The sequence below is a fragment of the Desertivirga xinjiangensis genome, assembly GCF_024436435.1.
Lineage (GTDB): Bacteria > Bacteroidota > Bacteroidia > Sphingobacteriales > Sphingobacteriaceae > Desertivirga > Desertivirga xinjiangensis.
The window spans coordinates 19,083-39,648 of sequence record NZ_JAFMZP010000001.1; the positions used below are offsets into that span (position 1 = coordinate 19,083).

General features: G+C 40.8%; 26 protein-coding genes and 1 tRNA gene. 16 read left to right on the forward strand and 11 right to left on the reverse strand.

Translation table 11 applies throughout. From position 1 onward, the window contains the following. Positions 1-56 precede the first annotated feature (56 nt). The 5 genes from J3P37_RS00075 (at position 57) to J3P37_RS00095 (ending at position 5,252) form a co-directional block, all read left to right on the forward strand. Positions 57-1,370 (forward strand): UDP-glucose dehydrogenase family protein, encoded by a 1,314-nt coding sequence (locus J3P37_RS00075; protein WP_256008937.1) that lies wholly within the window; start codon positions 57-59, stop codon positions 1,368-1,370. Continuing rightward, positions 1,370-2,359, forward strand: a complete 990-nt coding sequence (locus J3P37_RS00080; protein WP_256008938.1) for a UDP-glucuronic acid decarboxylase family protein — start codon at positions 1,370-1,372, stop codon at positions 2,357-2,359. Before J3P37_RS00075 ends, J3P37_RS00080 begins: the two co-directional genes overlap by 1 nt. A 1-nt stretch (position 2,360) precedes the next feature. Continuing rightward, complete coding sequence (gene galE / locus J3P37_RS00085) at positions 2,361-3,389, forward strand: UDP-glucose 4-epimerase GalE (protein ID WP_256008939.1); 1,029 nt, start codon at positions 2,361-2,363, stop codon at positions 3,387-3,389. 70 nt (positions 3,390-3,459) lie between these two features. Continuing rightward, entirely contained in the window at positions 3,460-4,512 is a 1,053-nt protein-coding gene (gene rfbB / locus J3P37_RS00090; RefSeq protein WP_256008940.1) for a dTDP-glucose 4,6-dehydratase, read from the forward strand. Further along, positions 4,512-5,252, forward strand: a complete 741-nt coding sequence (locus tag J3P37_RS00095) for a tyrosine-protein phosphatase (protein ID WP_256008941.1) — start codon at positions 4,512-4,514, stop codon at positions 5,250-5,252. The genes rfbB and J3P37_RS00095 overlap by 1 nt, the downstream gene beginning before the upstream one ends. Before the next feature lie 72 nt (positions 5,253-5,324). Here the strand turns inward: J3P37_RS00095 and J3P37_RS00100 are convergent, their stop codons facing one another. Then, positions 5,325-5,672 (reverse strand): HesB/IscA family protein, encoded by a 348-nt coding sequence (locus J3P37_RS00100; RefSeq protein WP_256008942.1) that lies wholly within the window; start codon positions 5,670-5,672, stop codon positions 5,325-5,327. 95 nt (positions 5,673-5,767) lie between these two features. On the opposite strand from J3P37_RS00100, the gene J3P37_RS00105 reads away from it, so the two are divergent. From J3P37_RS00105 to dnaA, 4 genes are all read left to right on the forward strand, one after another. Further along, entirely contained in the window at positions 5,768-6,301 is a 534-nt protein-coding gene (locus J3P37_RS00105; protein WP_256008943.1) for a DUF7935 family protein, read from the forward strand. A gap of 211 nt (positions 6,302-6,512) precedes the next feature. Then, on the forward strand, positions 6,513-6,701 hold the full coding sequence (locus J3P37_RS00110; RefSeq protein ID WP_256008944.1) for a 5'-nucleotidase C-terminal domain-containing protein: 189 nt from the start codon (positions 6,513-6,515) through the stop codon (positions 6,699-6,701). Then, positions 6,667-7,053: a hypothetical protein gene (locus tag J3P37_RS00115; RefSeq protein WP_256008945.1), complete on the forward strand. Its 387-nt coding sequence runs from the start codon at positions 6,667-6,669 to the stop codon at positions 7,051-7,053. The genes J3P37_RS00110 and J3P37_RS00115 overlap by 35 nt, the downstream gene beginning before the upstream one ends. Positions 7,054-7,151: 98 nt before the next feature. Further along, positions 7,152-8,579, forward strand: coding sequence for a chromosomal replication initiator protein DnaA (dnaA, locus tag J3P37_RS00120; RefSeq protein ID WP_256008946.1), 1,428 nt, complete (start codon positions 7,152-7,154; stop codon positions 8,577-8,579). Positions 8,580-8,731: 152 nt separating this feature from the next. Here dnaA and J3P37_RS00125 read toward each other — a convergent pair whose 3' ends face one another. The 7 genes from J3P37_RS00125 to J3P37_RS00155 are packed head-to-tail and all read right to left on the reverse strand — an operon-like array spanning position 8,732 to position 13,304. Next, entirely contained in the window at positions 8,732-9,589 is an 858-nt protein-coding gene (locus tag J3P37_RS00125) for a bestrophin family protein (protein WP_256008947.1), read from the reverse strand. A 20-nt stretch (positions 9,590-9,609) separates the two neighbouring features. Then, on the reverse strand, positions 9,610-10,416 hold the full coding sequence (locus tag J3P37_RS00130) for an MOSC domain-containing protein (protein ID WP_256008948.1): 807 nt from the start codon (positions 10,414-10,416) through the stop codon (positions 9,610-9,612). A gap of 12 nt (positions 10,417-10,428) precedes the next feature. Continuing rightward, positions 10,429-10,980 (reverse strand): NUDIX hydrolase, encoded by a 552-nt coding sequence (locus tag J3P37_RS00135; RefSeq protein ID WP_256008949.1) that lies wholly within the window; start codon positions 10,978-10,980, stop codon positions 10,429-10,431. Further along, positions 10,973-11,383 carry a hypothetical protein gene (locus tag J3P37_RS00140; protein ID WP_256008950.1) on the reverse strand — a complete coding sequence of 137 codons (411 nt, stop codon included), beginning with the start codon at positions 11,381-11,383 and terminating at the stop codon, positions 10,973-10,975. Before J3P37_RS00140 ends, J3P37_RS00135 begins: the two co-directional genes overlap by 8 nt. A 29-nt stretch (positions 11,384-11,412) precedes the next feature. Next, complete coding sequence (locus J3P37_RS00145; protein WP_256008951.1) at positions 11,413-12,213, reverse strand: TPM domain-containing protein; 801 nt, start codon at positions 12,211-12,213, stop codon at positions 11,413-11,415. A 60-nt stretch (positions 12,214-12,273) separates the two neighbouring features. Continuing rightward, positions 12,274-12,699 (reverse strand): TPM domain-containing protein, encoded by a 426-nt coding sequence (locus J3P37_RS00150; RefSeq protein WP_256008952.1) that lies wholly within the window; start codon positions 12,697-12,699, stop codon positions 12,274-12,276. A gap of 14 nt (positions 12,700-12,713) precedes the next feature. Continuing rightward, complete coding sequence (locus J3P37_RS00155; protein ID WP_256008953.1) at positions 12,714-13,304, reverse strand: LemA family protein; 591 nt, start codon at positions 13,302-13,304, stop codon at positions 12,714-12,716. A 90-nt stretch (positions 13,305-13,394) separates the two neighbouring features. Between J3P37_RS00155 and J3P37_RS00160 the strand changes: the two genes are divergently transcribed. Then, a complete protein-coding gene (locus J3P37_RS00160; protein ID WP_256008954.1) occupies positions 13,395-14,948 on the forward strand; it encodes an NAD(P)/FAD-dependent oxidoreductase in 1,554 nt (517 codons plus the stop codon). Between the two features lie 6 nt (positions 14,949-14,954). Then, a complete protein-coding gene (locus J3P37_RS00165; protein ID WP_256008955.1) occupies positions 14,955-15,317 on the forward strand; it encodes a CoA-binding protein in 363 nt (120 codons plus the stop codon). Positions 15,318-15,319: 2 nt separating this feature from the next. Here J3P37_RS00165 and J3P37_RS00170 read toward each other — a convergent pair whose 3' ends face one another. Beyond that, positions 15,320-16,696, reverse strand: a complete 1,377-nt coding sequence (locus J3P37_RS00170) for a methyltransferase RsmF C-terminal domain-like protein (protein WP_256008956.1) — start codon at positions 16,694-16,696, stop codon at positions 15,320-15,322. A gap of 222 nt (positions 16,697-16,918) precedes the next feature. Between J3P37_RS00170 and rpsF the strand changes: the two genes are divergently transcribed. The 4 genes from rpsF to mtgA all read left to right on the forward strand — a co-directional run bounded on the left by rpsF (position 16,919) and on the right by mtgA (position 18,818). Continuing rightward, positions 16,919-17,284: a 30S ribosomal protein S6 gene (rpsF, locus tag J3P37_RS00175; RefSeq protein WP_256008957.1), complete on the forward strand. Its 366-nt coding sequence runs from the start codon at positions 16,919-16,921 to the stop codon at positions 17,282-17,284. Continuing rightward, positions 17,284-17,547, forward strand: a complete 264-nt coding sequence (gene rpsR / locus J3P37_RS00180; protein ID WP_256008958.1) for a 30S ribosomal protein S18 — start codon at positions 17,284-17,286, stop codon at positions 17,545-17,547. Before rpsF ends, rpsR begins: the two co-directional genes overlap by 1 nt. Positions 17,548-17,564: 17 nt before the next feature. Then, positions 17,565-18,008, forward strand: coding sequence for a 50S ribosomal protein L9 (gene rplI / locus J3P37_RS00185; protein ID WP_256008959.1), 444 nt, complete (start codon positions 17,565-17,567; stop codon positions 18,006-18,008). Positions 18,009-18,086: 78 nt separating this feature from the next. Next, the gene (mtgA, locus tag J3P37_RS00190; RefSeq protein WP_256008960.1) at positions 18,087-18,818 is read left to right on the forward strand and encodes a monofunctional biosynthetic peptidoglycan transglycosylase; all 732 of its coding nucleotides are present in this window, start codon (positions 18,087-18,089) and stop codon (positions 18,816-18,818) included. A 7-nt stretch (positions 18,819-18,825) separates the two neighbouring features. On the opposite strand, the gene J3P37_RS00195 is transcribed toward mtgA, so the two are convergent. Next, positions 18,826-19,317 (reverse strand): ABC transporter ATPase, encoded by a 492-nt coding sequence (locus J3P37_RS00195; protein WP_256008961.1) that lies wholly within the window; start codon positions 19,315-19,317, stop codon positions 18,826-18,828. A 326-nt stretch (positions 19,318-19,643) separates the two neighbouring features. Here J3P37_RS00195 and J3P37_RS00200 point away from each other — a divergent pair. Then, positions 19,644-19,716 (forward strand) — tRNA-Phe (locus tag J3P37_RS00200). Positions 19,717-19,867: 151 nt separating this feature from the next. On the opposite strand, the gene J3P37_RS00205 is transcribed toward J3P37_RS00200, so the two are convergent. Continuing rightward, a complete protein-coding gene (locus J3P37_RS00205; RefSeq protein ID WP_256008962.1) occupies positions 19,868-20,458 on the reverse strand; it encodes a methyltransferase domain-containing protein in 591 nt (196 codons plus the stop codon). Positions 20,459-20,566: the final 108 nt, after the last annotated feature.

Genomic DNA, 20,566 nt, shown 5'->3' on the forward strand with positions numbered 1-20,566 from the left:
GTAAATATTTTATCTTCGCCGAAAATACTGTTAAATCTCTTAATTAAACTCGATATATGAAAATTGCAGTAGTTGGTACAGGATATGTTGGTTTGGTAACCGGAACATGTCTTGCTGAAACTGGAAACACTGTCATCTGCGTGGATATTAATCAGGAAAAAGTGGAAAAGATGAAGCAAGGGCAGATTCCAATCTATGAACCTGGGCTTGACATTTTATTCCACCGTAACATTGAACAAGGCAGGTTAAAGTTTACAACAAATTTAGCCGAAGCCATTGAAGAAGCTAAAATCATCTTCTTAGCATTGCCAACGCCTCCGGGCGGCGATGGTTCAGCCGATCTTAGTTTTGTTTTAGGCGCAGCAAAAGATATTGCTAAAATTGTAAAGAATTACAAAGTTGTTGTTACTAAATCTACAGTGCCTGTGGGTACTGCCGATAAAGTTAAAGCGGTTTTCAGTGAGAATACTTCCATGGAAGTAGATGTTGTTTCCAACCCTGAATTTTTGAGAGAAGGTGTCGCTGTAGAAGACTTTATGAAGCCTGACCGGGTGGTAGTAGGTACAAGCAGTGAGAAAGCCAAAAAACTTATGGAAGAGCTGTATGCACCGTATGTTCGTTCTGGGAATCCGATCATCTTTATGGATGAGCGTTCTTCCGAGTTGACCAAATATGCTGCAAACTCATTCTTAGCTACCAAAATTACCTTCATGAACGAGGTTGCAAATCTTTGCGAATTGGTTGGCGCTGATGTAGATCAGGTACGCCGAGGAATTGGCTCAGATGCACGTATCGGCAAACGTTTCCTTTTCCCTGGAGTAGGATATGGCGGCAGCTGTTTCCCTAAGGATGTTCAGGCTTTGGTTAAGTCGGCTGCTGAAGTGGATTACGACTTCCAGATACTAAATTCAGTTATTACCGTAAATGAAGTTCAGAAAACGGTGATCGTTGAAAAAATGCGTAAGTATTATAAAGGAGATCTTAAAGGTAAAAAGTTTGCTTTATGGGGACTGGCCTTTAAACCTGAGACTGATGATATCCGGGAAGCTCCGGCATTATATATAATTGACGAATTAGTTAAAGAAGGTGCCTCAATTGTTGCTTATGACCCAGAGGCTGCAGAGAACGTAAAAAAATTAAAAGGAGATGTTATTGCTTATGCAAACGATCCTTATGAAGCTTTACAGGACGCCGATGCTTTAATTATTGTAACTGAGTGGCCTTTGTTCCGCACCCCTGACTTTGATAAGATAGAGGCATCCTTAAAATCTAAAGTAATTTTTGATGGTCGTAATTTGTATGATCTTCAAAAAATGATAGATTGCGGTTATTACTATAATAGTATCGGACGTAAAATTATTGAAGCATAATGGCAAGAAAACGTATTCTGATTACTGGGGCTGCTGGCTTTTTGGGCTCGCATTTGTGCGATCGTTTCATCAAAGAAGATTTCCATGTAATCGCAATGGACAATCTGATTACTGGTGATTTGAGAAATATTGAGCACTTGTTTCCGCTTGAGAATTTTGAATTTTATAATCACGATGTGTCCAAGTTTGTTCACGTTTCCGGGGAGCTTGACTACATCCTTCATTTTGCATCACCAGCAAGTCCTATTGATTATCTGAAGATCCCTATTCAAACTTTGAAAGTAGGATCATTAGGAATCCATAACTTATTAGGTCTGGCAAAAGATAAAAAAGCCCGGATTCTTATTGCTTCGACATCAGAAGTTTACGGCGATCCGAACGTTAACCCTCAACCAGAGGAATACTGGGGTAACGTAAACCCGGTTGGCCCCCGAGGTGTTTACGACGAAGCTAAACGCTTTCAGGAGGCTATCACTATGGCTTACCATACCTTCCATGGATTAGAAACCCGTATCGTACGGATATTTAATACCTATGGGCCGCGGATGCGACTGAACGATGGGCGGGTTTTACCGGCTTTTATTGGCCAGGCTATCAGGGGAGAAGACTTAACTGTTTTCGGAGATGGATCTCAAACTAGAGCATTTTGCTATGTGGATGACCTTATTGAAGGAATTTACCGGTTGCTGTTCTCAGACTATGCCTATCCTGTAAATATTGGAAATCCTGACGAAATCACTATCCGGGAGTTTGGTGAAGAGATCATTAAACTGACCGGTACTAAACAACAGTTAATTACTAAACCTTTGCCGACAGATGATCCGAAACAACGTCGTCCGGATATCACCAAAGCGAAAGAGCTATTGGGATGGGAGCCGAAAGTTTCCCGCGCAGAAGGTTTGAAGATCACTTATGATTACTTTAAATCACTTCCGCAAGATTTGATTGAAAAGATCGAGCATAAAGATTTTTCAACTTATAATAAATAATATGAGCAAGATATTAGTAACTGGCGGTACCGGCTATATAGGATCTCACACCGTAGTTGAGCTTCAAAATGCAGGCTATGAAGTGGTGATAGTTGATAATCTGGATAATTCGAGTATTCAGATCTTAGATCAGATCACTCAGATTAGTGGCAAGAAACCGGAATTTCATCAATTCGATTTATGCGATGAAACACAGGTTATTGACTTTATCAGCAAGAACCAGGATATAACCGGCGTAATTCATTTTGCAGCTCACAAGGCCGTAGGTGAGTCGGTCGCCAAGCCCCTTAAATATTACCGGAACAACTTTTTTTCCTTGATAAATCTGCTTTCTGCTTTTGCAGGTAAAGAGGTGAACTTTGTTTTTTCGTCATCCTGTACCGTCTACGGTCAGCCTGATGTGTTGCCGGTAACTGAAGCTGCGCCTGTAAAGAAGGCAGAATCTCCCTATGGCAATACTAAGCAAATTGCTGAAGAGATTCTTGTAGAAACAGCATCTGTAAGCGAGAACTATCATGTTATTTCGCTACGATATTTCAACCCTGTTGGTGCTCATAAATCAGCATTGATCGGGGAGCTTCCTATTGGGGTTCCTCAGAATCTTGTGCCTTTCATTACTCAAAGTGCGATTGGTAAAAGAGGCGCTATAACAGTGTTCGGAAATGATTACGACACGCCTGATGGAAGTTGTGTGAGAGATTATATTCATGTTGTTGATCTTGCAAAGGCTCACATTGCGGCTCTGAAACGTCAGGAGGAAGGCAGAATGGAAAAAAACTTTGAAATCTTCAATGTTGGCACAGGTAAAGGAAGTACTGTTCTTGAAGTTATTAAGGCTTTTGAAGAAAGCACCGGTGTTAAACTTGATTATAAGATCGGGCCTCGTAGAGCCGGTGATGTGGAGAAAGTTTGGGGAGATGTGTCAAAAGCTGAAAAAGAATTGAACTGGAAAGCTGAACTGGGTCTGGAAGATATGATGAAATCTGCCTGGGCTTGGGAGAATTATATAAAAGATAACTCTTTTAGTTAATACTAGTTTAAGAGATAGTTAAGCAAAGATTGGTCATAATGATCGATCTTTGTTCATTTTAGATAAAGCAATGAAGAAAATACTTATCACCGGAGGCGCCGGATTTATAGGATCTCACGTTGTAAGACGTTTTGTAAACACCTATCCAGACTACCAAATTGTAAATCTGGATAAGCTTACCTATGCAGGTAATCTAGCCAACCTCAGAGATGTAGAAAACAAGCCGAATTATCAGTTTATCAAAGGTGATATTGTTGATGCCGGCTTTGTGGATAGTCTTTTTGATAAGGAAAAATTTGATGCTGTGATACACCTGGCAGCAGAGTCTCATGTTGACCGCTCCATCAGTAGTCCGATCGATTTTGTAATGACGAATGTAGTAGGAACAGTTAATCTGCTCAATGCTGCCCGTAAGCTGTGGAAAGAGGAGTATTCTTCCAAACGCTTCTATCATGTATCCACTGATGAGGTTTATGGTACATTAGGGGAGACAGGCATGTTTACAGAGGAAACAGCATATGATCCGCACAGTCCATATTCAGCGTCAAAAGCAAGTTCCGATCACTTTGTACGGGCTTATTTCGACACTTATGGAATGGATACCGTAATCTCAAACTGTTCTAATAATTATGGTTCACACCATTTTCCGGAAAAACTTATACCTCTTGCTATAAATAATATTAAGAATAACCAGCCAGTGCCGGTATATGGTAAGGGAGAAAATGTTCGCGACTGGCTGTGGGTAGAAGATCACGCGCGTGCGATTGATGTGATTTTTCACAAAGCGGCACCAGGTACCACATTCAATATAGGTGGTCATAACGAATGGAAAAACATTGATCTGATCCACTTGTTATGTAAGATAATGGACCGGAAGCTGGGCCGGGAGCAGGGAACGTCTGCCAAGCTAATCACTTATGTTACCGACCGTGCCGGACATGACTTGCGTTATGCCATTGACTCAGGCAAGCTGCAGAAAGAACTTGGTTGGGTGCCTAGTTTGCAGTTTGAGGAGGGCTTGGAGAAAACCGTTGACTGGTACCTGAACAATGAAGACTGGCTCAATGATGTTACGTCCGGCAATTACCAGGCTTATTACGAAGGACAATATGCCAATCGCTAATGTTATTCAACCTGTTTAAAAAGAAGGATAAGAAACCTGAAATTGATTTTTCTTCAATAAAGACTGATCTTCATTCTCATTTGATTCCCGGAATTGATGATGGAGCGCAGGATATGGACGAATCCATCACTCTGATTACCAGAATGATGGATTTTGGTTTTAAGAAGATCGTTACTACCCCGCATATCATGGCGGATTATTACCGCAATACTACTGATATTATATTAAAAGGGTTGGATGGACTTAGAAACGAACTTTCTGTCAGAAATATTCATGTAGAGGTTGAAGCTGCGGCAGAGTATTATCTTGATGAAACTTTTGAGAATAGATTAGATAAAGGTGATATCCTGACAGTAGGAGGGAAATATGTCCTCTTTGAATTGTCTTTTGTGAATTACCCAAAAAATCTTTTTGATATCATTGAGAAAATTAAAGACAAAGGTTATACTCCGCTCTTAGCCCATCCTGAAAGATACCCCTATCTGAGTTCGGCTATTGAAAATTATCAGCAAATAAAGGAGTCGGGCTGTTATCTGCAATTGAACACCATTTCGCTCACGGGCTATTATGGCAAGCTCACTCAAAAGATAGCAGAAGAGATGGTTGATAATATCTTGGTAGATTTTATTGGAAGTGATATGCACAGGATGAAACATGCCGACATGCTTTACCAATCCTTAAAAATGCCATATGTCCACAGGCTTTTAACCGAATATCAACTGCAAAACGAGCTGGTTTAAAATAGCGGGGAAATAACACCAGAAAAAACCCTGCTATCTTTCAAAAGCAGGGCTAATTATAGAGTTTAATTGTTATACAGAGAATGAGGTGCCGCAGCCGCAAGTCTTAGCCGCATTAGGATTGCTGAAAGTGAAACCACGGGAGTTAAGTCCGTCCTGGAAATCAACCTCCATCCCAGCAAGATACAAGCCATGTGCTTTGTGCATAAAAACTTTAATCCCATCAACGTCATATTCCTGATCTCCGTCTTTTTTCTGATCGAAGCCTAAAACATAATTCATTCCGGCACAACCGCCTCCTTCTACACCAACCCGTAAACCAAATTCATTGCTTAGTTCCTGCTGATCTTTTAATTTACGTAACTCCTTTTTTGCACCTTCAGTAAAAGAAACCGGTAAAATTGAAGTGATTGTTTCCATACTTTTTTTCTTTCTTTTTGTTGATACAAATATACGTGAAATTGATCACTTTTGCTGCGGTTGATCCGATATGACCTTTATATAACAAAACGCTAATGGACATTTTAATTACATTTCTTCTGGATATTTTGAAGTTTACACTTGCAGGTACAGCAGTGTTTTTTATTGCTTATTCGGTTTTGAAACCTTTGATCGAGAACAGGCAGCGACTTAAAATTATCGAATTGAAAAAAGCTGCATTATCGACCACTTTACCTTTACGCTTACAGGCCTATGAACGGATATCCTTGCTCATTGAACGAATAAATCCCTCAAATTTGCTTGTGCGTTTACATTCACCAGGCTTAAGCGTTCTGCAAATGCAGCAGCTATTAACTGCCGAAATTCAAAATGAGTTTCAACATAATGTCACTCAGCAGGTGTATGTTAGTGCTCAGGCATGGAATATGGTCAGGCGCTTGAAAGATGATACTGTGCGGCTCATTAACAACAGTGCGAAAGGGTTGCCCTATGATGCGGCAGCAATTGAACTTAACAAAACAATTTTATCGCACATGGCATCCGTTGAGGAGAATCCTTATGATGCGGCCCTGACTTTAATTAAGTCGGATTTGCAGGAGTATTTTTAAAGAGATATATGATATCCAATTTTAAAGTTGGCCAAAACGTACACATATGGTGCTATATATGTTCTATACTTGTATTTACCATTGGCGGATGTAAATCGGGTTATCATATAAAAACAATCAATAATCAACTCTATTCCGTCCATCAGGGATTGGCTCCAGACCCTGCCATCATAGAGTTTTACCGTCCTTTAAAGCTGGTTTAGATTCTCAGATGAACACTATTGTCGGCATTTCAAAAGTTGAAATAACAAGAAGCCAACCGGAAACGTATCACGTATTTGAATTGATGCCCTTCGAAAACTATTTAGTTACCTTACAATTAACCGGTGATCAGCTGAAAACGCTGTTCGACTATATGGCTGCCAATGGAGGAGATCCGATTTCAAAGGCTATATCTTGACCCGGTTAAAAAGATGCTGGAATTGGAGTTGTATCTGAAGCATGAACAGAAGTGTGATTTTATTATATGTCTTTCTCATTTGGGATACAAATACTTGAATGAGAGGGTTTCAGATATTGTAATTGCCGAAAAATCCACCTATCTTGACCTAATAATCGGGGGGCATACTCATACCTTTCTTAGTGCTCCTGATGTGTTGAAAAACAGCAAAGGAAAACAAGTGTTGGTGAATCAGGTTGGCTTTGCCGGCTTGAATCTTGGACGCCTGGATTTTGTATTCGAAAGGAATACAAGAGGCAAAAGGAGCTATGCTTCTGTAGTAGAACCGGTTAATAGTTTTTTGAAAAATTAGTTTTTTTAACAGAATATTTTTAGAATATTCGATGTTCCAAACCCGGTAGAAAAATTAAATCAGGGTTTGTTGTAAATCAGATTATTACAAATTATAATATGGAAAAAACTTGTACAAATGTATGGGATCATTGCCTTCAAATCATAAAAGACAATATTCCAGCGCAAAGTTACAAGACTTGGTTTGAACCGATCAAGGCTTTGCGTTTGGAAGGAAATGTCCTGACCATACAAGTGCCAAGTTTGTTCTTTTACGAGTGGCTTGAAGAGCATTATGTTGGCCTTTTACGCAAAACTGTTAAAAAGCAGTTAGGTGATGAGGGGCGTTTGGAATACAATATTGTTGTTGAGAAATCATCGAATAATAAGCCGTATACCACCAATATGCCGTCTAACGGTAATGGGTCAGAAGCAAAGAATCAGTCAATGCCGGTTCCGGTGGCTTTAAATAAGGATATTAAAAATCCTTTTGTAATTCCCGGATTGAAAAAATTACAGGTAGATCCTCAGTTAAATTCGAATTACAATTTTGAAAACTTTATAGAGGGTGATTGTAATCGTTTAGCACGGTCAGCTGGTTATGCTGTTGCCGGCAAGCCGGGAGGAACGTCCTTTAATCCTCTATTGTTATATGGGGGCGTTGGCTTGGGTAAAACCCACCTGGCACAAGCGATAGGAAACGAGATTAAAAGAAGCAATCCAGATAAGCTGGTTATATATGTTTCTTGTGAGAAGTTTTGCCAGCAATTTGTGGATTCATTGAAGAATAACACGATCAATGATTTTGTGAATTTTTATCAGGCGATGGATGTGATCATCATGGATGATGTACATAACTTCGCCGGCAAAGAAAAAACGCAGGATATCTTTTTCCACATCTTCAATCATTTGCACCAGTCGGGCAAACAGGTTATTTTAACTTCTGATAAGGCTCCTAAAGACCTGGCAGGTCTGGAAGAACGATTGTTAAGCAGATTTAAATGGGGCTTATCCGCCGATTTGCAGGTCCCTGATCTGGAAACCCGTATGGCTATCCTTAAAAAGAAGATGTATACGGATGGTATTGAGTTGCCGACAGAAGTGATTGAATACGTTGCTCATAACATTGACAATAACGTACGTGAACTGGAAGGGGCTATGGTTTCTTTGCTAGCCCAGTCAACTTTAAATAAGAAGGAGATAGATTTGGCGTTAGCTAAGTCTATGCTTAAGAACTTTATTAAAAATACTTCCAAGGAAATTTCAATGGAGTATATCCAGAAATTGGTTTGCGAGTACTTCGAGGTGCCTGTTGAAATGGTCAAATCCAAAACTCGCAAACGAGAGATTGTTCAGGTTAGACAGATTTCCATGTATCTGGCAAAAAGCCATACAAAAACTTCATTAAAGTCTATAGGACAATTCTTCGGAGGACGCGATCATTCGACAGTTATTTATGCCTGCCAGACTGTAGAAGATCTGATCGATACCGACAAAAAATTCAAAGCATATGTTCATGATATACAAAAGAAACTCAAAATGAGTTAAGTTACGTATATTCTGATCAGATAAGAAAGCCAGCTGTTGATACTTACAACAGCTGGCTTTCTTTTTTTGGGTCTTTGCAGGTCTCCCTGCTGCGAAGGCAGGTGCGCGAGTGCCGCGCGGAACTTAAATTTCGAACCTACTTAACGTTATCATCAAAGCACTTCACTTACATGCTTCCGGATATTATGGCACATCTGATCTATCGGCAAATCATCCGGGTCAGTTCCAAAAGGATTCTCAATTTCTTCAGCAATAAGTTCAAGGCTGGCAAATGCATACAGAATGAACATAATAACCGGAATGATAAAATATCCCAGACTATAAACCCAGCCGAAAGGTAGAGTCAATACGTATAGGAAAATGAATTTTTTAATGAAGACACTATAAGTAAAAGGGATCGGAGTATTTTTTATCCGCTCGCAGGCCCCGCATATATCTGTTAGAGACTTAAATTCCTCATTAACGAGCCATAGCTGTTCTGCACTTAACTTGTTTTGAGCCTGAAGGTCTGAGAGTCTTTTGAATATTTTGGTTGCGATCTGATTTGGAAGATGATGGTTTCTTTTGAGATCAAGCACCGCGTCAAGTTCTGTGAAATTTTCATTTTCCCGCAGGTGATTTTTTAAGGCGAAAGCATAGTTTGGAATCATCAGCCTGAAAAAGTGGATATCTTCTTCCTGCTTAATGAAACTATGTAACTTGATAGCGAAGTTTCGGGAATTGTTTGTGAGCTGCCCCCACAATTTTCGACCTTCCCACCACCTGTCGTACGCCGTGTTTGTTCTAAATACGAGGAGGAGGGAGATCACAAAGCCAAGGACACTGTGCATCAAGCCTATATTGCTGATGTAACTGGTTTTTGATAGCTGCATAAATTCTATTTCAAGATAAGCAACAAGGCCTGAATAAAGGCCGACAGACAACATGAGCGGCATTAGTTTTCTTAACGTATCTTCTTTTGTGAACCTGAAGATAAAAGGCAGCCATTCTTTTGGATTGTAATTTATCATGTAATGACAGGCTAATTAACTTAAGATGTTTTGAAGGAAAGTACCTCGACCCGAGCTCCGGTTTTAATATGGCCTTCATTAAGGGCCAGGAGATTTTGGCCAAAAAGGACTTTATTATCGAGCGACCTGTATTTGGACAGGGTAAGAAGAGGTTCTTTATTTCTTATTGCTGTATCCTGGTCTACAGTTGTAAGGACGCAGCGGGCGCAGGGCTTCGCTACCTTAAACCTAACATCGCTGATCTGAATCTCATTCCAGATATCTTCCTCAAAAGGTTCAGTTCCGGATATTACGATGTTTGGACGAAAGCGGTTCATCGGAACCGGATTAGCTAAGCGGCTATTTAAGTCGTTTAGAGACGCCTGGCTGATAAGAAGGAAAGGAAAAGCATCAGCAAAGCTGACATTTTCATTGTTTACAGTATAGCGGGGATCCACAGACCGGATAGTGTTTTCAGGCATAAAGATCAACCTGCACGACTTTTTTATCTGCTTGGTAAACCAGTCGTCGAACTCCTCATTTATATGATAAGCCTCTATCTGGTCGTCCCAGACAGAGGCCTCCAACGTACGAGTTAAGGGAATATTAAACGGGATTGTAAGTTCAGACATATGGTGTTTGTGTCGAATTACAATCCCGGCCTCAGTGATCTTTGTTTGTATTAATGCAAGTTGGTGTTCTGTCCTTTGGGTTATGAACTTGCCGTCTTCATCTACCAACATCCAGCGACGATCGAATTCAAAACCTTTTTGCAATGCCTGTGCCCCCGGTAAACTTATTCCTGCAAGAGATTTAACGGGATAGATGTAAAGATCCTGTACATGCATGTTAGGCGTATTCTATTTTAAAACGCCTAATTTAACTAAAGCATAAAATATTGCACTGGTATGAAGGGCCTGGCCGAATTTATTTTCGAGTAAAAGTTGTTTTAATTCCTCCATTCCTACTGTCAGTACTTCTATTTCTTCACCACCATCAAGATGTTGATCGGCAACTTTTTTGCCGCCTTTTGCGAGGTAACACCAGGTTTTATTTGCGGAAGTAGAGGGGTTGGCATATACCGTGGAAATAAGTTCGATAGAATCGAACTGGTAACCGGTTTCTTCAAGCAGTTCACGTTTAATAGCAGCTTCGGGGGCTTCTCCTTCGTCCACACAACCGCCAGGGATTTCTAAAATAACCTCACCAGAGGCATGTCTGTACTGTCTAATAAGAACTACCTGATTGTCCTCTGTAATAGCAACAGCATTTGCCCAATCAGGGTATTCAAGAACGTAGTAATCATCTATTATAGTGCCATTCGGCATTTTGCAGGCGTCAATCCTTAATGTCGCCCATTTTTCCTGTACTAAGTATTTTGAAGATAATTTTTCCCACTTAAGGTTACTCATATTGAAGATTACTTAAAAATTTGTCTATCATTTCCCTTCGGTGTAAATTTTCGAAGGATTGCTGGTGATACTCTGTTTCGAGCATATTTAAAACTAGCGCTGTCTTGCGAAGAACCGTTTCTGTTTCCTTTGATTCTATAAAAGGATGTACACTTTCAAACAAGATTGCACCCAGTAAATTTAATTTTTCTGCAGAATAGTCCTCGTTTTTTAATATTTCTCTGAACTCGTCAACAGAGTTTGATTGCAGAAATTCTTCGCTTAATCCAAATTCGGTGCTTACAACCTGCTTTGCAAGAGCCGTGGCATCGTCAACATTGCCATCATTTTTCAATCCGATTATTTTAGCCAGTACCTGTGCCAGCTTTTGAATTTCTGCGTCAATAAAGTCTTTCCTAATCATGTTATTTCATTTTATAGATATTAATTCTTCTACCAGCTTCCGCTTGAGCCACCGCCACCAAAGCTTCCGCCGCCAAAGCCGCCAAAACCACCGCCGCTGCCTCCGCCGAATCCGCCACCACCGCCAGAAAAACCACCCCAGCCGCTACTGCCTCTGCTGCTTCTTCCCATCTGAGAACCCATTAACATCCACCAGAACGGACTCGCGCCGCCGCGCCCACCAATAACCTGACCACCACCACCGCCACCTCGTCTGGATATGATAATTGCGATAATGATAATGATGAGTATTCCAAAAGGGAAACCTCCCGAGCCTGTCTTCTGTTTTTTAGGCTTATCGTTTTTATATTCACCTTTTGTATAGGAGATGATGGCATTAGTTGCATTGTCAAGTCCCTGATAGTAATTGCCTTGCTTAAAGCTTGGCTTAATTTCGTTTTCAATAATGCGTTTCGTGATCCCGTCGGGTAAAACACCTTCCACCCCATAGCCAGTTTGAATAGAAATTTTCCTATCCTCTATAGCGGCAAGTATCACTACGCCATTGTTTTTACCCTTAGCTCCAACACCCCATTTCTCTCCAAGTCGTGCCGTATAGTCGGTTATATCATACTCACCTACCGACCTGATTAATACAACGGCAATCTGTGTTGATGTTGAATCATCAAATGCAACCAGTTTCTGTTCGAGGAAGGAAACTTCACTTTCAGAAAGAGTGCCGGTGTAATCATTAACTAAACGGTTGGGTTTCTCAGGGAAATCCTGCGACCACGAGGTGATTGATAGAAAGCAGAGAAAGGAAACTAAGAAAGCTATTTTTTTAAATACCATTTTTATTCTGTTTAGCTGTCAGCTTCCGGTTAGCCACCTGAGGTAAACCAACAGCTTTATTTACATATAGGAAATGTCGTCTGAGAGTTCGTTTTTGTCACCATCTAAAAGAGGAAAGTAAGCCTGAAGTTTCTCGCCGGCCAGGTGAATTCCCGTTATTATCCCTTCTGCGAGTTCCCCTTTTTTGAAGTGATCAAGCATTGCATCCTTTGTGGTGTCCCAAAAATCAGGAGGAACTACTTTATTAATTCCTGCATCACCAATGATGGCGAATTTATGGTCTTCGGTGGCAATATAAATCAAAACGCCATTTCTCAGAGCGGTTTGATTCATGTTCAGTTTAGAAAAATAATTGGCGGCTCTGTCCAGGGGATTTTCCGGACATTTTTTTTCCGCACAAATTCTTATTTCTCCACTAGTCTTGTCTTCCGCAGCTTCTACAGCTTTCCGGATATCTTCCTCTTCTTTTTCTGTGAATAATCTCATCTCAGGGACAGGGATTAGAATTCAACTTTGGGAGCTTTATTTGAGCCCGCTTCAGCCTGGAAATAGCCTTTTTTCTCAAATCCGAACATGCCAGCCATTAAGTTGTTTGGAAAAGAGCGGATTTTTGAGTTATAAGTTTGAGTTACCTCATTAAATTTTCTCCGTTCAACAGAAATACGGTTCTCGGTACCAGCTATTTCAGCCTGTAGCTCAAGGAAGTTTTGATTGGCTTTAAGTTGAGGATAGTTTTCAGTAACTACCATCAGTCTTCCCAGAGCAGAGCTTAGTTCTCCCTGCGCTTGCTGAAACTTCTCAATGCTTTCCGGGGTTAATTTAGCTGGATCCACATTCACGGCAGTTGCTTTAGCCCTGGCTTCTGTAACCCTGGTTAAGGTTTCCTGTTCAAAGTTAGCCGCACCCTTTACGGAATTTACCAGATTAGGAATCAGATCTGCCCGGCGTTGATATACGTTCTCTACTTGTGCCCATTGCGACTGAACTTGTTCGTCAAGTTCTACCATGGTATTGTAGCCGCAGGAAGAAAGAGAAAGAATACTGAATAAACCAACTATTGTTAATAATCTTCTTAAGGATGTGTGTTTCATTTGTTGTAATGGTTAAAAGTTTTTCAATTTACATCTTAGATATCAAATTTCATACCTTTGTTACTGTCCCGGATAAAAACCAGGCAAATTATGGTAAAAGAAATCGAACTTGTGCTTCTTCCTCATGAAGCTTCTGACGAATCTATCTTGCTTAAAACTGCTTCGAAAACCCTGAAGATCAGCGAAAAAAGTATAACATCTATCAAAGTACTGAAACGTTCAATAGACGCCAGAGGCCGTAAAACTGTATTCAGATTAAAGGTAAATGTATTTATTGAAGAAAATGATATACCTGAAGTTTTTACAGTTAATTTTCAGGATGTCAGCGACAAAAAGCCGGTTTTAATAGTTGGAGCGGGGCCCGCAGGTTTATTTGCAGCGATTCGTTGCATCGAGCTGGGACTGAAGCCTGTCATCCTCGAAAGGGGAAAAGACGTTAAGCAGCGTCGGCGCGACCTGGCAGCTATTAACAGGGATGGTCTGATCAATCCGGAATCTAATTACTGTTATGGAGAAGGAGGTGCCGGGACATATTCGGACGGTAAATTATATACCCGTTCAAACAAAAGGGGAGACGTAAACTATGTGTTGAAAGCTTTTGTTGCTCATGGTGCGGCAGAAGACATTATGATAGATGCCAGGCCTCACATTGGTACCAATAAACTTCCGCAGATCATAACTGCTATGCGGGAAAGTATTTTAAACGCAGGTGGTGAATTACACTTTGATTGTAAGGTAACTGATTTACTTGTAAACTCTGGCAAGGTAGCCGGCGTAGAAACAGCAGAGGGGAATGTATTGAAGTCTGATGCGGTTATTCTTGCTACGGGACATTCAGCACGTGATATTTTTCATATTTTGAACAAAAAAGGCCTGTTGCTGGAGGCTAAACCTTTTGCACTAGGGGTGCGAATTGAACATCCTCAATCTATAATAGACCAGGCTCAGTATCATTGCGATATCCGGGATCCATATTTGCCACCTTCTTATTACAGTCTGGTAGAGCAGGTTGATAACAGGGGGGTGTTTTCATTTTGTATGTGCCCTGGTGGGATCATTGCCCCATGTTCTACAGATTTTAACGAAATCGTGGTAAATGGCTGGTCGCCCTCTAAAAGAAATAATCCTTTTGCAAACTCAGGTACTGTTGTTCAGATTAACTTCGAAGATGTTAAAGGTGATGATTCAGATCCATTTAGACTCTTGAATTTTCAGGCGGAAGTGGAACAAAAAGCATACCTGGCGGGAGGAGGGAAGCTGGTAGCTCCTGCACAGCGTATGGAGGATTTTGTAAAGGGAAAACTGTCAGTAGATCTTCCGGAAAACTCTTACTTGCCTGGAACCAAAAGTGCGGATCTAAAAGAGGTACTTCCGTCATTTGTTTATGATCGCCTTAAGAAGGCTTTACCGGTATTCGGAAAAAAAATGAAAGGCTATTTTACAAATGAGGCGATTCTCACCGGGGTAGAATCGAGAACATCTTCGCCCGTGCGTATACCCCGCGACCGGGACAACTACCAACATCCGCAATTACAGGGCTTATTCCCTTGTGGAGAAGGCGCCGGCTATGCCGGAGGAATAGTATCAGCAGCTATTGATGGCATGAATTGTGCAGAAGCAGTATTGAAGTTAATTAAAAACTGATCGAATATGGCGAAGAAAACATTAGTTCTAGGTGCTACGCCTGATACCGGCCGCTATGCCTACCTGGCATCAAATTCCTTGGTTAGACATGGGCACCCTATTATCAATGTAGGTTTAAAAAAAGGCGAAGCAGCAGGAGTGCCGATAGAACCTCCGAATGAAATACATTCTGATGTTGATACGATAACCTTGTATGTGGGTCCCAGAAATCAAATTGCCCTTTACGACTATATATTGGCAACTCATCCGAAACGTATTATATTTAATCCCGGTACCGAGAACCGCGAGTTAGAGCAAATGGCCAATGAGAGAGGTATTAAGACATTATATGCCTGCACTCTGGTAATGCTGTCGATAGGAAACTTCTGATATTATTTTCGATCCTTAATTTCCTTTAAAATCCGCACCTCCTTCGGAAGGTAATTATTTATCCGGTTGGGTAATACTTTAGCCCACCCCAGGCCGAAACCCTGATAGCACATTAGGCTCCAGCCGGTTTGAGCATTGTCTAAACGTAAATCGTCTTTTCTTAGGAAGGCGATGGCCTGGTCGTATGTGAGTTCTGCCCGGCAGACATGTTCACTTACTATCAGACTTAATGCGAGTTCGTGAGCTGGAATCAGACCCTTTCCGATGATCTTGCCAGCAAACACCCCCGATTTTTTTAAATAGAGCTTTGACTGCAGGAAATGAATGTCATCCCAATGAGCATGATTAATAATTGAGTACCCGTCTTTTACCGGCATTGCTTTAAGAGTTCCGGTTTTCATATTAAGCCAGCTTTCAACAATTTCCAGATCTTGTTTAACAGGCTTCTGCGACCTGCTTCGGGCATTGAAACTAGAATTTTGTCCTTCTTTTTTGCGGAAACATGATACAAAAAAACCTTCTCCTTTTACTTTATGCGGATAAAACCGGTAGGCGAAGCACTTATGTTTCGATGATTCAGTTAGTACAATATTCCAGGCTGGATCAATATCTATTTTTACGGTTTCCAGGTTAAACGTATCACAAAGCCAGTCGGCAATATCTTCATTTTCTTCCGTCGAGTATGAGCATGTTGAATAGATAAGCAAACCATCCTCCTTCAACGCCGGATAGGCATCGGCCAAAATTCGCTGCTGACGCTGGCTGCATAAAAGCACGTTGCTTTCAGACCACTCATTAACGGTGTCGGGATCTTTTCTCCACATTCCGGAACCAGAACAAGGAGCATCAACAACCATTACATCGAAATAGCTTTCAAGCCTTTGGAAATCTTTTGGATCATTATTTGAAACCACTGAATTCAAAACGCCCCACTTAGTCATGTTATCTGTGAGTACAGGGACTCGCGTCTTGATTATCTCATTGGAGACCAAAAGACTGCTCTGGCTAATAAGGGAAGCAATTAATGTGCTCTTGCCCCCTGGTGCGGCACACAAATCAAGTACACGGAGATCAGCATTCAAATCGCAGCTTTGTTTCAGAATATGTTCCAGGAACATAGAGGAGGCTTCCTGCACATAATAACATCCGGCATGAAACAAGGGGTCTGCAATAAATGAAGGTCTTTTTGCCAGATATCTGCCCTGTGAGGCCCAGGGGATCGATTCGCCTTGTTCAAATTCTGTAATAGGCTTTAGCGGATTCAACCGGATAGAAGTAATAGCTTCCGCAGCTTCATGCACTTCAAAAAACAGCTCCTCTTCAATGTTGTATTTCTCCTTTAAGCTTTTGATCAGGGCAGGCGGAAGTTTATTGCTCATGCGGCAAAAATACCGATAGTTTTTGTTTGCTAAAAGTTTTTGAGATCTGGCACTTTGAAGGTCCTTTTGCGCGCCCAGTTCATAACATTCGCCGGTGAACGCCGGTTTCTTAATTCAGCCGCCAGACAACAAAAGCAAAGCTAAAACTATTTGTAGTTAAATTATAAATGCTTACATTTGCGCTCCCTATTTGTAGGGTAAATAATTGAAAACAAACAGACAATGCAACAGTACGAAACAGTAATCGTTCTAACCCCGTTGTTATCTGATGAAGTTGCGAAAGAAGCAATTGCTAAATTCCGCAGCGTTCTAACTGATAACGGAGCCGAAATTATCCACGAAGATAATTGGGGTTTGAAGAAACTTGCGTATCCTATTCAAAAGAAAACGACAGGATACTATCACCTAATTGAATACAAGGCTCCGGGTGAATTAATTAATAAACTGGAGGTTGAATTCAGACGTGATGAGCGTGTTTTACGTTTCCTAACGGTTGCGCTTGACAAGCATGCACGTGCTTACAGCGAGAAGAAACGCAGCGGAGCTTTCAATCAGAAAAAACAACAAACTGAGGAGGTAGCAGGATAATGGCAAGAGATCAAATTCAATACGTAACTGCCCCTAAAGTAGAGGATAACCGTAAAAAATATTGCCGTTTCAAAAAGAACGGGATTAAATACATCGATTATAAAGACGCTAACTTCCTTTTGAAGTTTGTAAATGACCAGGGTAAAGTATTGCCTCGTCGTTTAACTGGTACTTCATTGAAGTTTCAACGTAAAGTAGCTCAGGCTGTTAAACGTGCTCGTCATATCGGTATTTTACCTTATGTTACTGATTCATTAAAATAATTGGAGGTAAATACGAAATGGAAATTATTTTAAAACAAGATATTAAGAACCTTGGTGAGAAAGACGATATTGTAAACGTTAAGCCAGGTTACGGACGCAATTATCTTATTCCACAAGGATTTGCAACTCTTGCAACTTCTTCTGCAAAAAAAGTACTTGCTGAAAACTTAAAACAAGCCCAGTTCAAACAAGAGAAGATTAAAAATGACGCTCTTGCTATTGCTGCCCGTTTAGAAAGCGTTAAGCTTACTATTGGTGCTAAGGCTGGTGAAAGTGGTAAAATCTTTGGTGCAGTTAATACCATTCAGGTAGCTGATGCATTGAAGAAAGAAGGCTTCGAAGTTGATCGTCGCCGTATCACTTTTGAAACTGAACCTAAATTTGTTGGCGAATATGTAGCTAACTTAAACTTACACAAAGAAGTTAAAGTTCAGGTTCCTTTTGAAGTTGTTGCTGAGTAATCAGTACTCTTTTTAAGATTCAAAGAAATATACTGAAGTGCTCCTGATTTTTCAGGAGCACTTTTTATTTTTACCCATATGCCTCCAGCGAAAAGAAAACCAACTAAATCAAAAAATAGATTTAAGAATATTCTGCGAATAACCAGGAAGCTAGCTCTCTGGTATTTCGCTGTTACGATTATATGGGTGATTTTATACCGTTTCGTAAATCCTCCCTTAACCTGGCTAATGGTTCAACGTGGCTTTGAGCGGAAGTTTGACGGAAAGGAATGGAAACTTGAAAAAGATTGGCGCAGCTTTGATGAGTTGTCAAATAATCTTAAATATGCCGCTGTAGCAGGCGAGGATGCCAACTTTATGAAACACTATGGGTTTGATATGAAATCCATTCAAAAGGCCTATGCAAAAAACAAAGCAGGTAAGCCCATAAGGGGCGGAAGTACGATCAGCCAGCAAACGGCTAAGAATGTGTTCTTATGGCCTGGAAGGTCGTATATCCGGAAAGCGTTCGAGGCGTATTTTACCCTTCTGATCGAGCTGCTTTGGAGCAAGGAACGCATACTGGAGGTCTATTTGAATGTCGCAGAGATGGGCGATGGTATTTACGGTGCAGAGGCTGCAATGCAAGAGTATTTTAACAAGGCTGCCACGCGTCTCACAAAAAGGCGGGCGGCCCTGCTTATTGCGGTGTTACCCAACCCGCGTAAATGGACGCCAGCAAAGCCGACGCCCTATATTTATTATAAGCAGCAGCTCATCCTGAGAAATATGAGGACAATCGGGAAGATTCCGTTTAAACAGCATCAATGAAGTAATGTTAGTTGCCTGCAGCAAGAATGCTTTCATATACTCTTGCATGCCAGCTATTGCGGAACTGAGTCTCCCAGTTAGTATCCAGTTCTTTTTTAGTTTGAACCAGGTTGTTAAAAACAATGGTGTCTTCTGTTACACGCCCGCTCTGTATTTCCTGTTCGAACCTGTCGCGGTCCAAAGATAAAATATCGTCTCCTCTGCGGAAGGCTATGTTCAGGCGATCAAAGAGGTTTACATTAAATTGCTGTTCAAAGTCTTTGATCATTCTTACCGATTTGTCAATCGAGCAGCCAGTGGCGCCAGCCTGAGCTTCGTCTACCATTAAAATGATAAAGCGGTTGTATCGTACTTCAGCATCTGCGCTTAACTGAAAGCCATGGGCCTGCCATTGAGATGTAAAGTCTTTCAACGCATCTTCAATCTGTTCTTTTTCCGCCCCGGTAAAAGCTCTGTCTGCCTGATAAATCCAAACTCTTGAGTCTTCTGAAATTTGCATATGTAAAAATAAGTAAAATTAACGGTTCAAGTTTCAGGGCAGTTTCATAAAGTTTATTTGTTGCCAGTAGCAGATTTCGGTGGTCTTCTGATGAAGAACTGTTAGCGAGTGGTGGAGCTGTTGTAAAAATACCAAGAAGTAGGTATTGTACTGTGTTGTTTTTGCACATAGTTTTGATTCAGAAGTTATGCCCTCATACCTAACTTCTAAAATGATCAATGTGTTAATATAAGGTTGCCCGTTCATGTATTTGAACGGGCGGATCTTTTTTTCAAAAAAGTTTTTTTAAACCAAAAAAGAAACTACATTTGCAACCCCAACGGGATGGTATCATAGCTCAGTTGGTAGAGCAAAGGACTGAAAATCCTTGTGTCGCTGGTTCGATTCCAGCTGATACCACAAACTAAAAACCTTCAGATTTCTGGAGGTTTTTTAGTTTGTGTAGGTTTTCACATTACTTGCAAGTCTCGGATCAAGCGTGAAAGTTGTGGGGTAGATGTTAAAAAGGTGTTCTTTTGCCTGTATCGAAGCTTTCAGAAATGGGGATAAGCTAGTGCTTTATCCACAATTTCAAATGGTCAGACTTCGAGATCTTTGCTAATTTGTAATTCCCCGGTATCTGGCTAATATTTACATCAAAAGTCGCCAGTCGCGTTCCCGAAGGTTTAGCATCCAGCTGCTTTAGCAGTAAATTAGAATAAAGCGTATATAACCCTCGTGAGTAATCAAGCTCTGAATCTATGGCATCAGTATCATCCAGGTTTTCAAAGAAAGAATTGTAGAAATAGAAATGATCATACAAATCAAAGTTGAGGTCTTTGAAATTGCCGGGAAGGAAGTCGGTATTCTCAATCTTATAAAAATCTTTTGCCAGAATGGCGAGCTCAACAAGGTCTTCCCGCTGTTCAACACCACAGAACGTCACTTCCGGATAACGATGGGCTGCCAGAAGGCAGAATTTCCCTATGCCGCTTCCAATGTCAAGCACTCGTCCGCCTCCTTGAGCCAGAAAGTCGGCAGCTTCGAGAATTACTGAAAAGGGCGTCCAGTGCCTATGAGATAACTCCCTGATATATTGAGGAAAAAAGCTGTCAAATCCTGTATCACTTCCGGTAAACTCAGATCTCGATATTTTTTCCATCTTTCTTTTCTTTTTTGTCGATTTATTTAAAAAATTGAATAAATCTTTTCTGCTGGTGCGATACTGACAATATTAGGGTGAAAAAACCTGAAAATTGTTAATAAATAT

Coding starts and splice junctions, on each gene's coding strand:
- dnaA (WP_256008946.1), top strand. CDS start 7,152: ATGGAAAAAACTTGTACAAATGTATGGGATCATTGCCTTCAAATCATA.
- J3P37_RS00170 (WP_256008956.1), bottom strand. CDS start 16,696: ATGAGCAATAAACTTCCGCCTGCCCTGATCAAAAGCTTAAAGGAGAAA.
- J3P37_RS00125 (WP_256008947.1), bottom strand. CDS start 9,589: ATGATAAATTACAATCCAAAAGAATGGCTGCCTTTTATCTTCAGGTTC.
- J3P37_RS00105 (WP_256008943.1), top strand. CDS start 5,768: ATGGACATTTTAATTACATTTCTTCTGGATATTTTGAAGTTTACACTT.
- rpsF (WP_256008957.1), top strand. CDS start 16,919: ATGCAACAGTACGAAACAGTAATCGTTCTAACCCCGTTGTTATCTGAT.
- J3P37_RS00075 (WP_256008937.1), top strand. CDS start 57: ATGAAAATTGCAGTAGTTGGTACAGGATATGTTGGTTTGGTAACCGGA.
- J3P37_RS00145 (WP_256008951.1), bottom strand. CDS start 12,213: ATGGTATTTAAAAAAATAGCTTTCTTAGTTTCCTTTCTCTGCTTTCTA.
- rfbB (WP_256008940.1), top strand. CDS start 3,460: ATGAAGAAAATACTTATCACCGGAGGCGCCGGATTTATAGGATCTCAC.
- mtgA (WP_256008960.1), top strand. CDS start 18,087: ATGCCTCCAGCGAAAAGAAAACCAACTAAATCAAAAAATAGATTTAAG.
- J3P37_RS00165 (WP_256008955.1), top strand. CDS start 14,955: ATGGCGAAGAAAACATTAGTTCTAGGTGCTACGCCTGATACCGGCCGC.
- J3P37_RS00205 (WP_256008962.1), bottom strand. CDS start 20,458: ATGGAAAAAATATCGAGATCTGAGTTTACCGGAAGTGATACAGGATTT.
- J3P37_RS00095 (WP_256008941.1), top strand. CDS start 4,512: ATGTTATTCAACCTGTTTAAAAAGAAGGATAAGAAACCTGAAATTGAT.
- rplI (WP_256008959.1), top strand. CDS start 17,565: ATGGAAATTATTTTAAAACAAGATATTAAGAACCTTGGTGAGAAAGAC.
- J3P37_RS00155 (WP_256008953.1), bottom strand. CDS start 13,304: ATGAAACACACATCCTTAAGAAGATTATTAACAATAGTTGGTTTATTC.
- J3P37_RS00150 (WP_256008952.1), bottom strand. CDS start 12,699: ATGAGATTATTCACAGAAAAAGAAGAGGAAGATATCCGGAAAGCTGTA.
- rpsR (WP_256008958.1), top strand. CDS start 17,284: ATGGCAAGAGATCAAATTCAATACGTAACTGCCCCTAAAGTAGAGGAT.
- J3P37_RS00160 (WP_256008954.1), top strand. CDS start 13,395: ATGGTAAAAGAAATCGAACTTGTGCTTCTTCCTCATGAAGCTTCTGAC.
- J3P37_RS00080 (WP_256008938.1), top strand. CDS start 1,370: ATGGCAAGAAAACGTATTCTGATTACTGGGGCTGCTGGCTTTTTGGGC.
- J3P37_RS00100 (WP_256008942.1), bottom strand. CDS start 5,672: ATGGAAACAATCACTTCAATTTTACCGGTTTCTTTTACTGAAGGTGCA.
- galE (WP_256008939.1), top strand. CDS start 2,361: ATGAGCAAGATATTAGTAACTGGCGGTACCGGCTATATAGGATCTCAC.
- J3P37_RS00110 (WP_256008944.1), top strand. CDS start 6,513: ATGAACACTATTGTCGGCATTTCAAAAGTTGAAATAACAAGAAGCCAA.
- J3P37_RS00115 (WP_256008945.1), top strand. CDS start 6,667: ATGGAGGAGATCCGATTTCAAAGGCTATATCTTGACCCGGTTAAAAAG.
- J3P37_RS00140 (WP_256008950.1), bottom strand. CDS start 11,383: ATGATTAGGAAAGACTTTATTGACGCAGAAATTCAAAAGCTGGCACAG.
- J3P37_RS00130 (WP_256008948.1), bottom strand. CDS start 10,416: ATGCATGTACAGGATCTTTACATCTATCCCGTTAAATCTCTTGCAGGA.
- J3P37_RS00135 (WP_256008949.1), bottom strand. CDS start 10,980: ATGAGTAACCTTAAGTGGGAAAAATTATCTTCAAAATACTTAGTACAG.
- J3P37_RS00195 (WP_256008961.1), bottom strand. CDS start 19,317: ATGCAAATTTCAGAAGACTCAAGAGTTTGGATTTATCAGGCAGACAGA.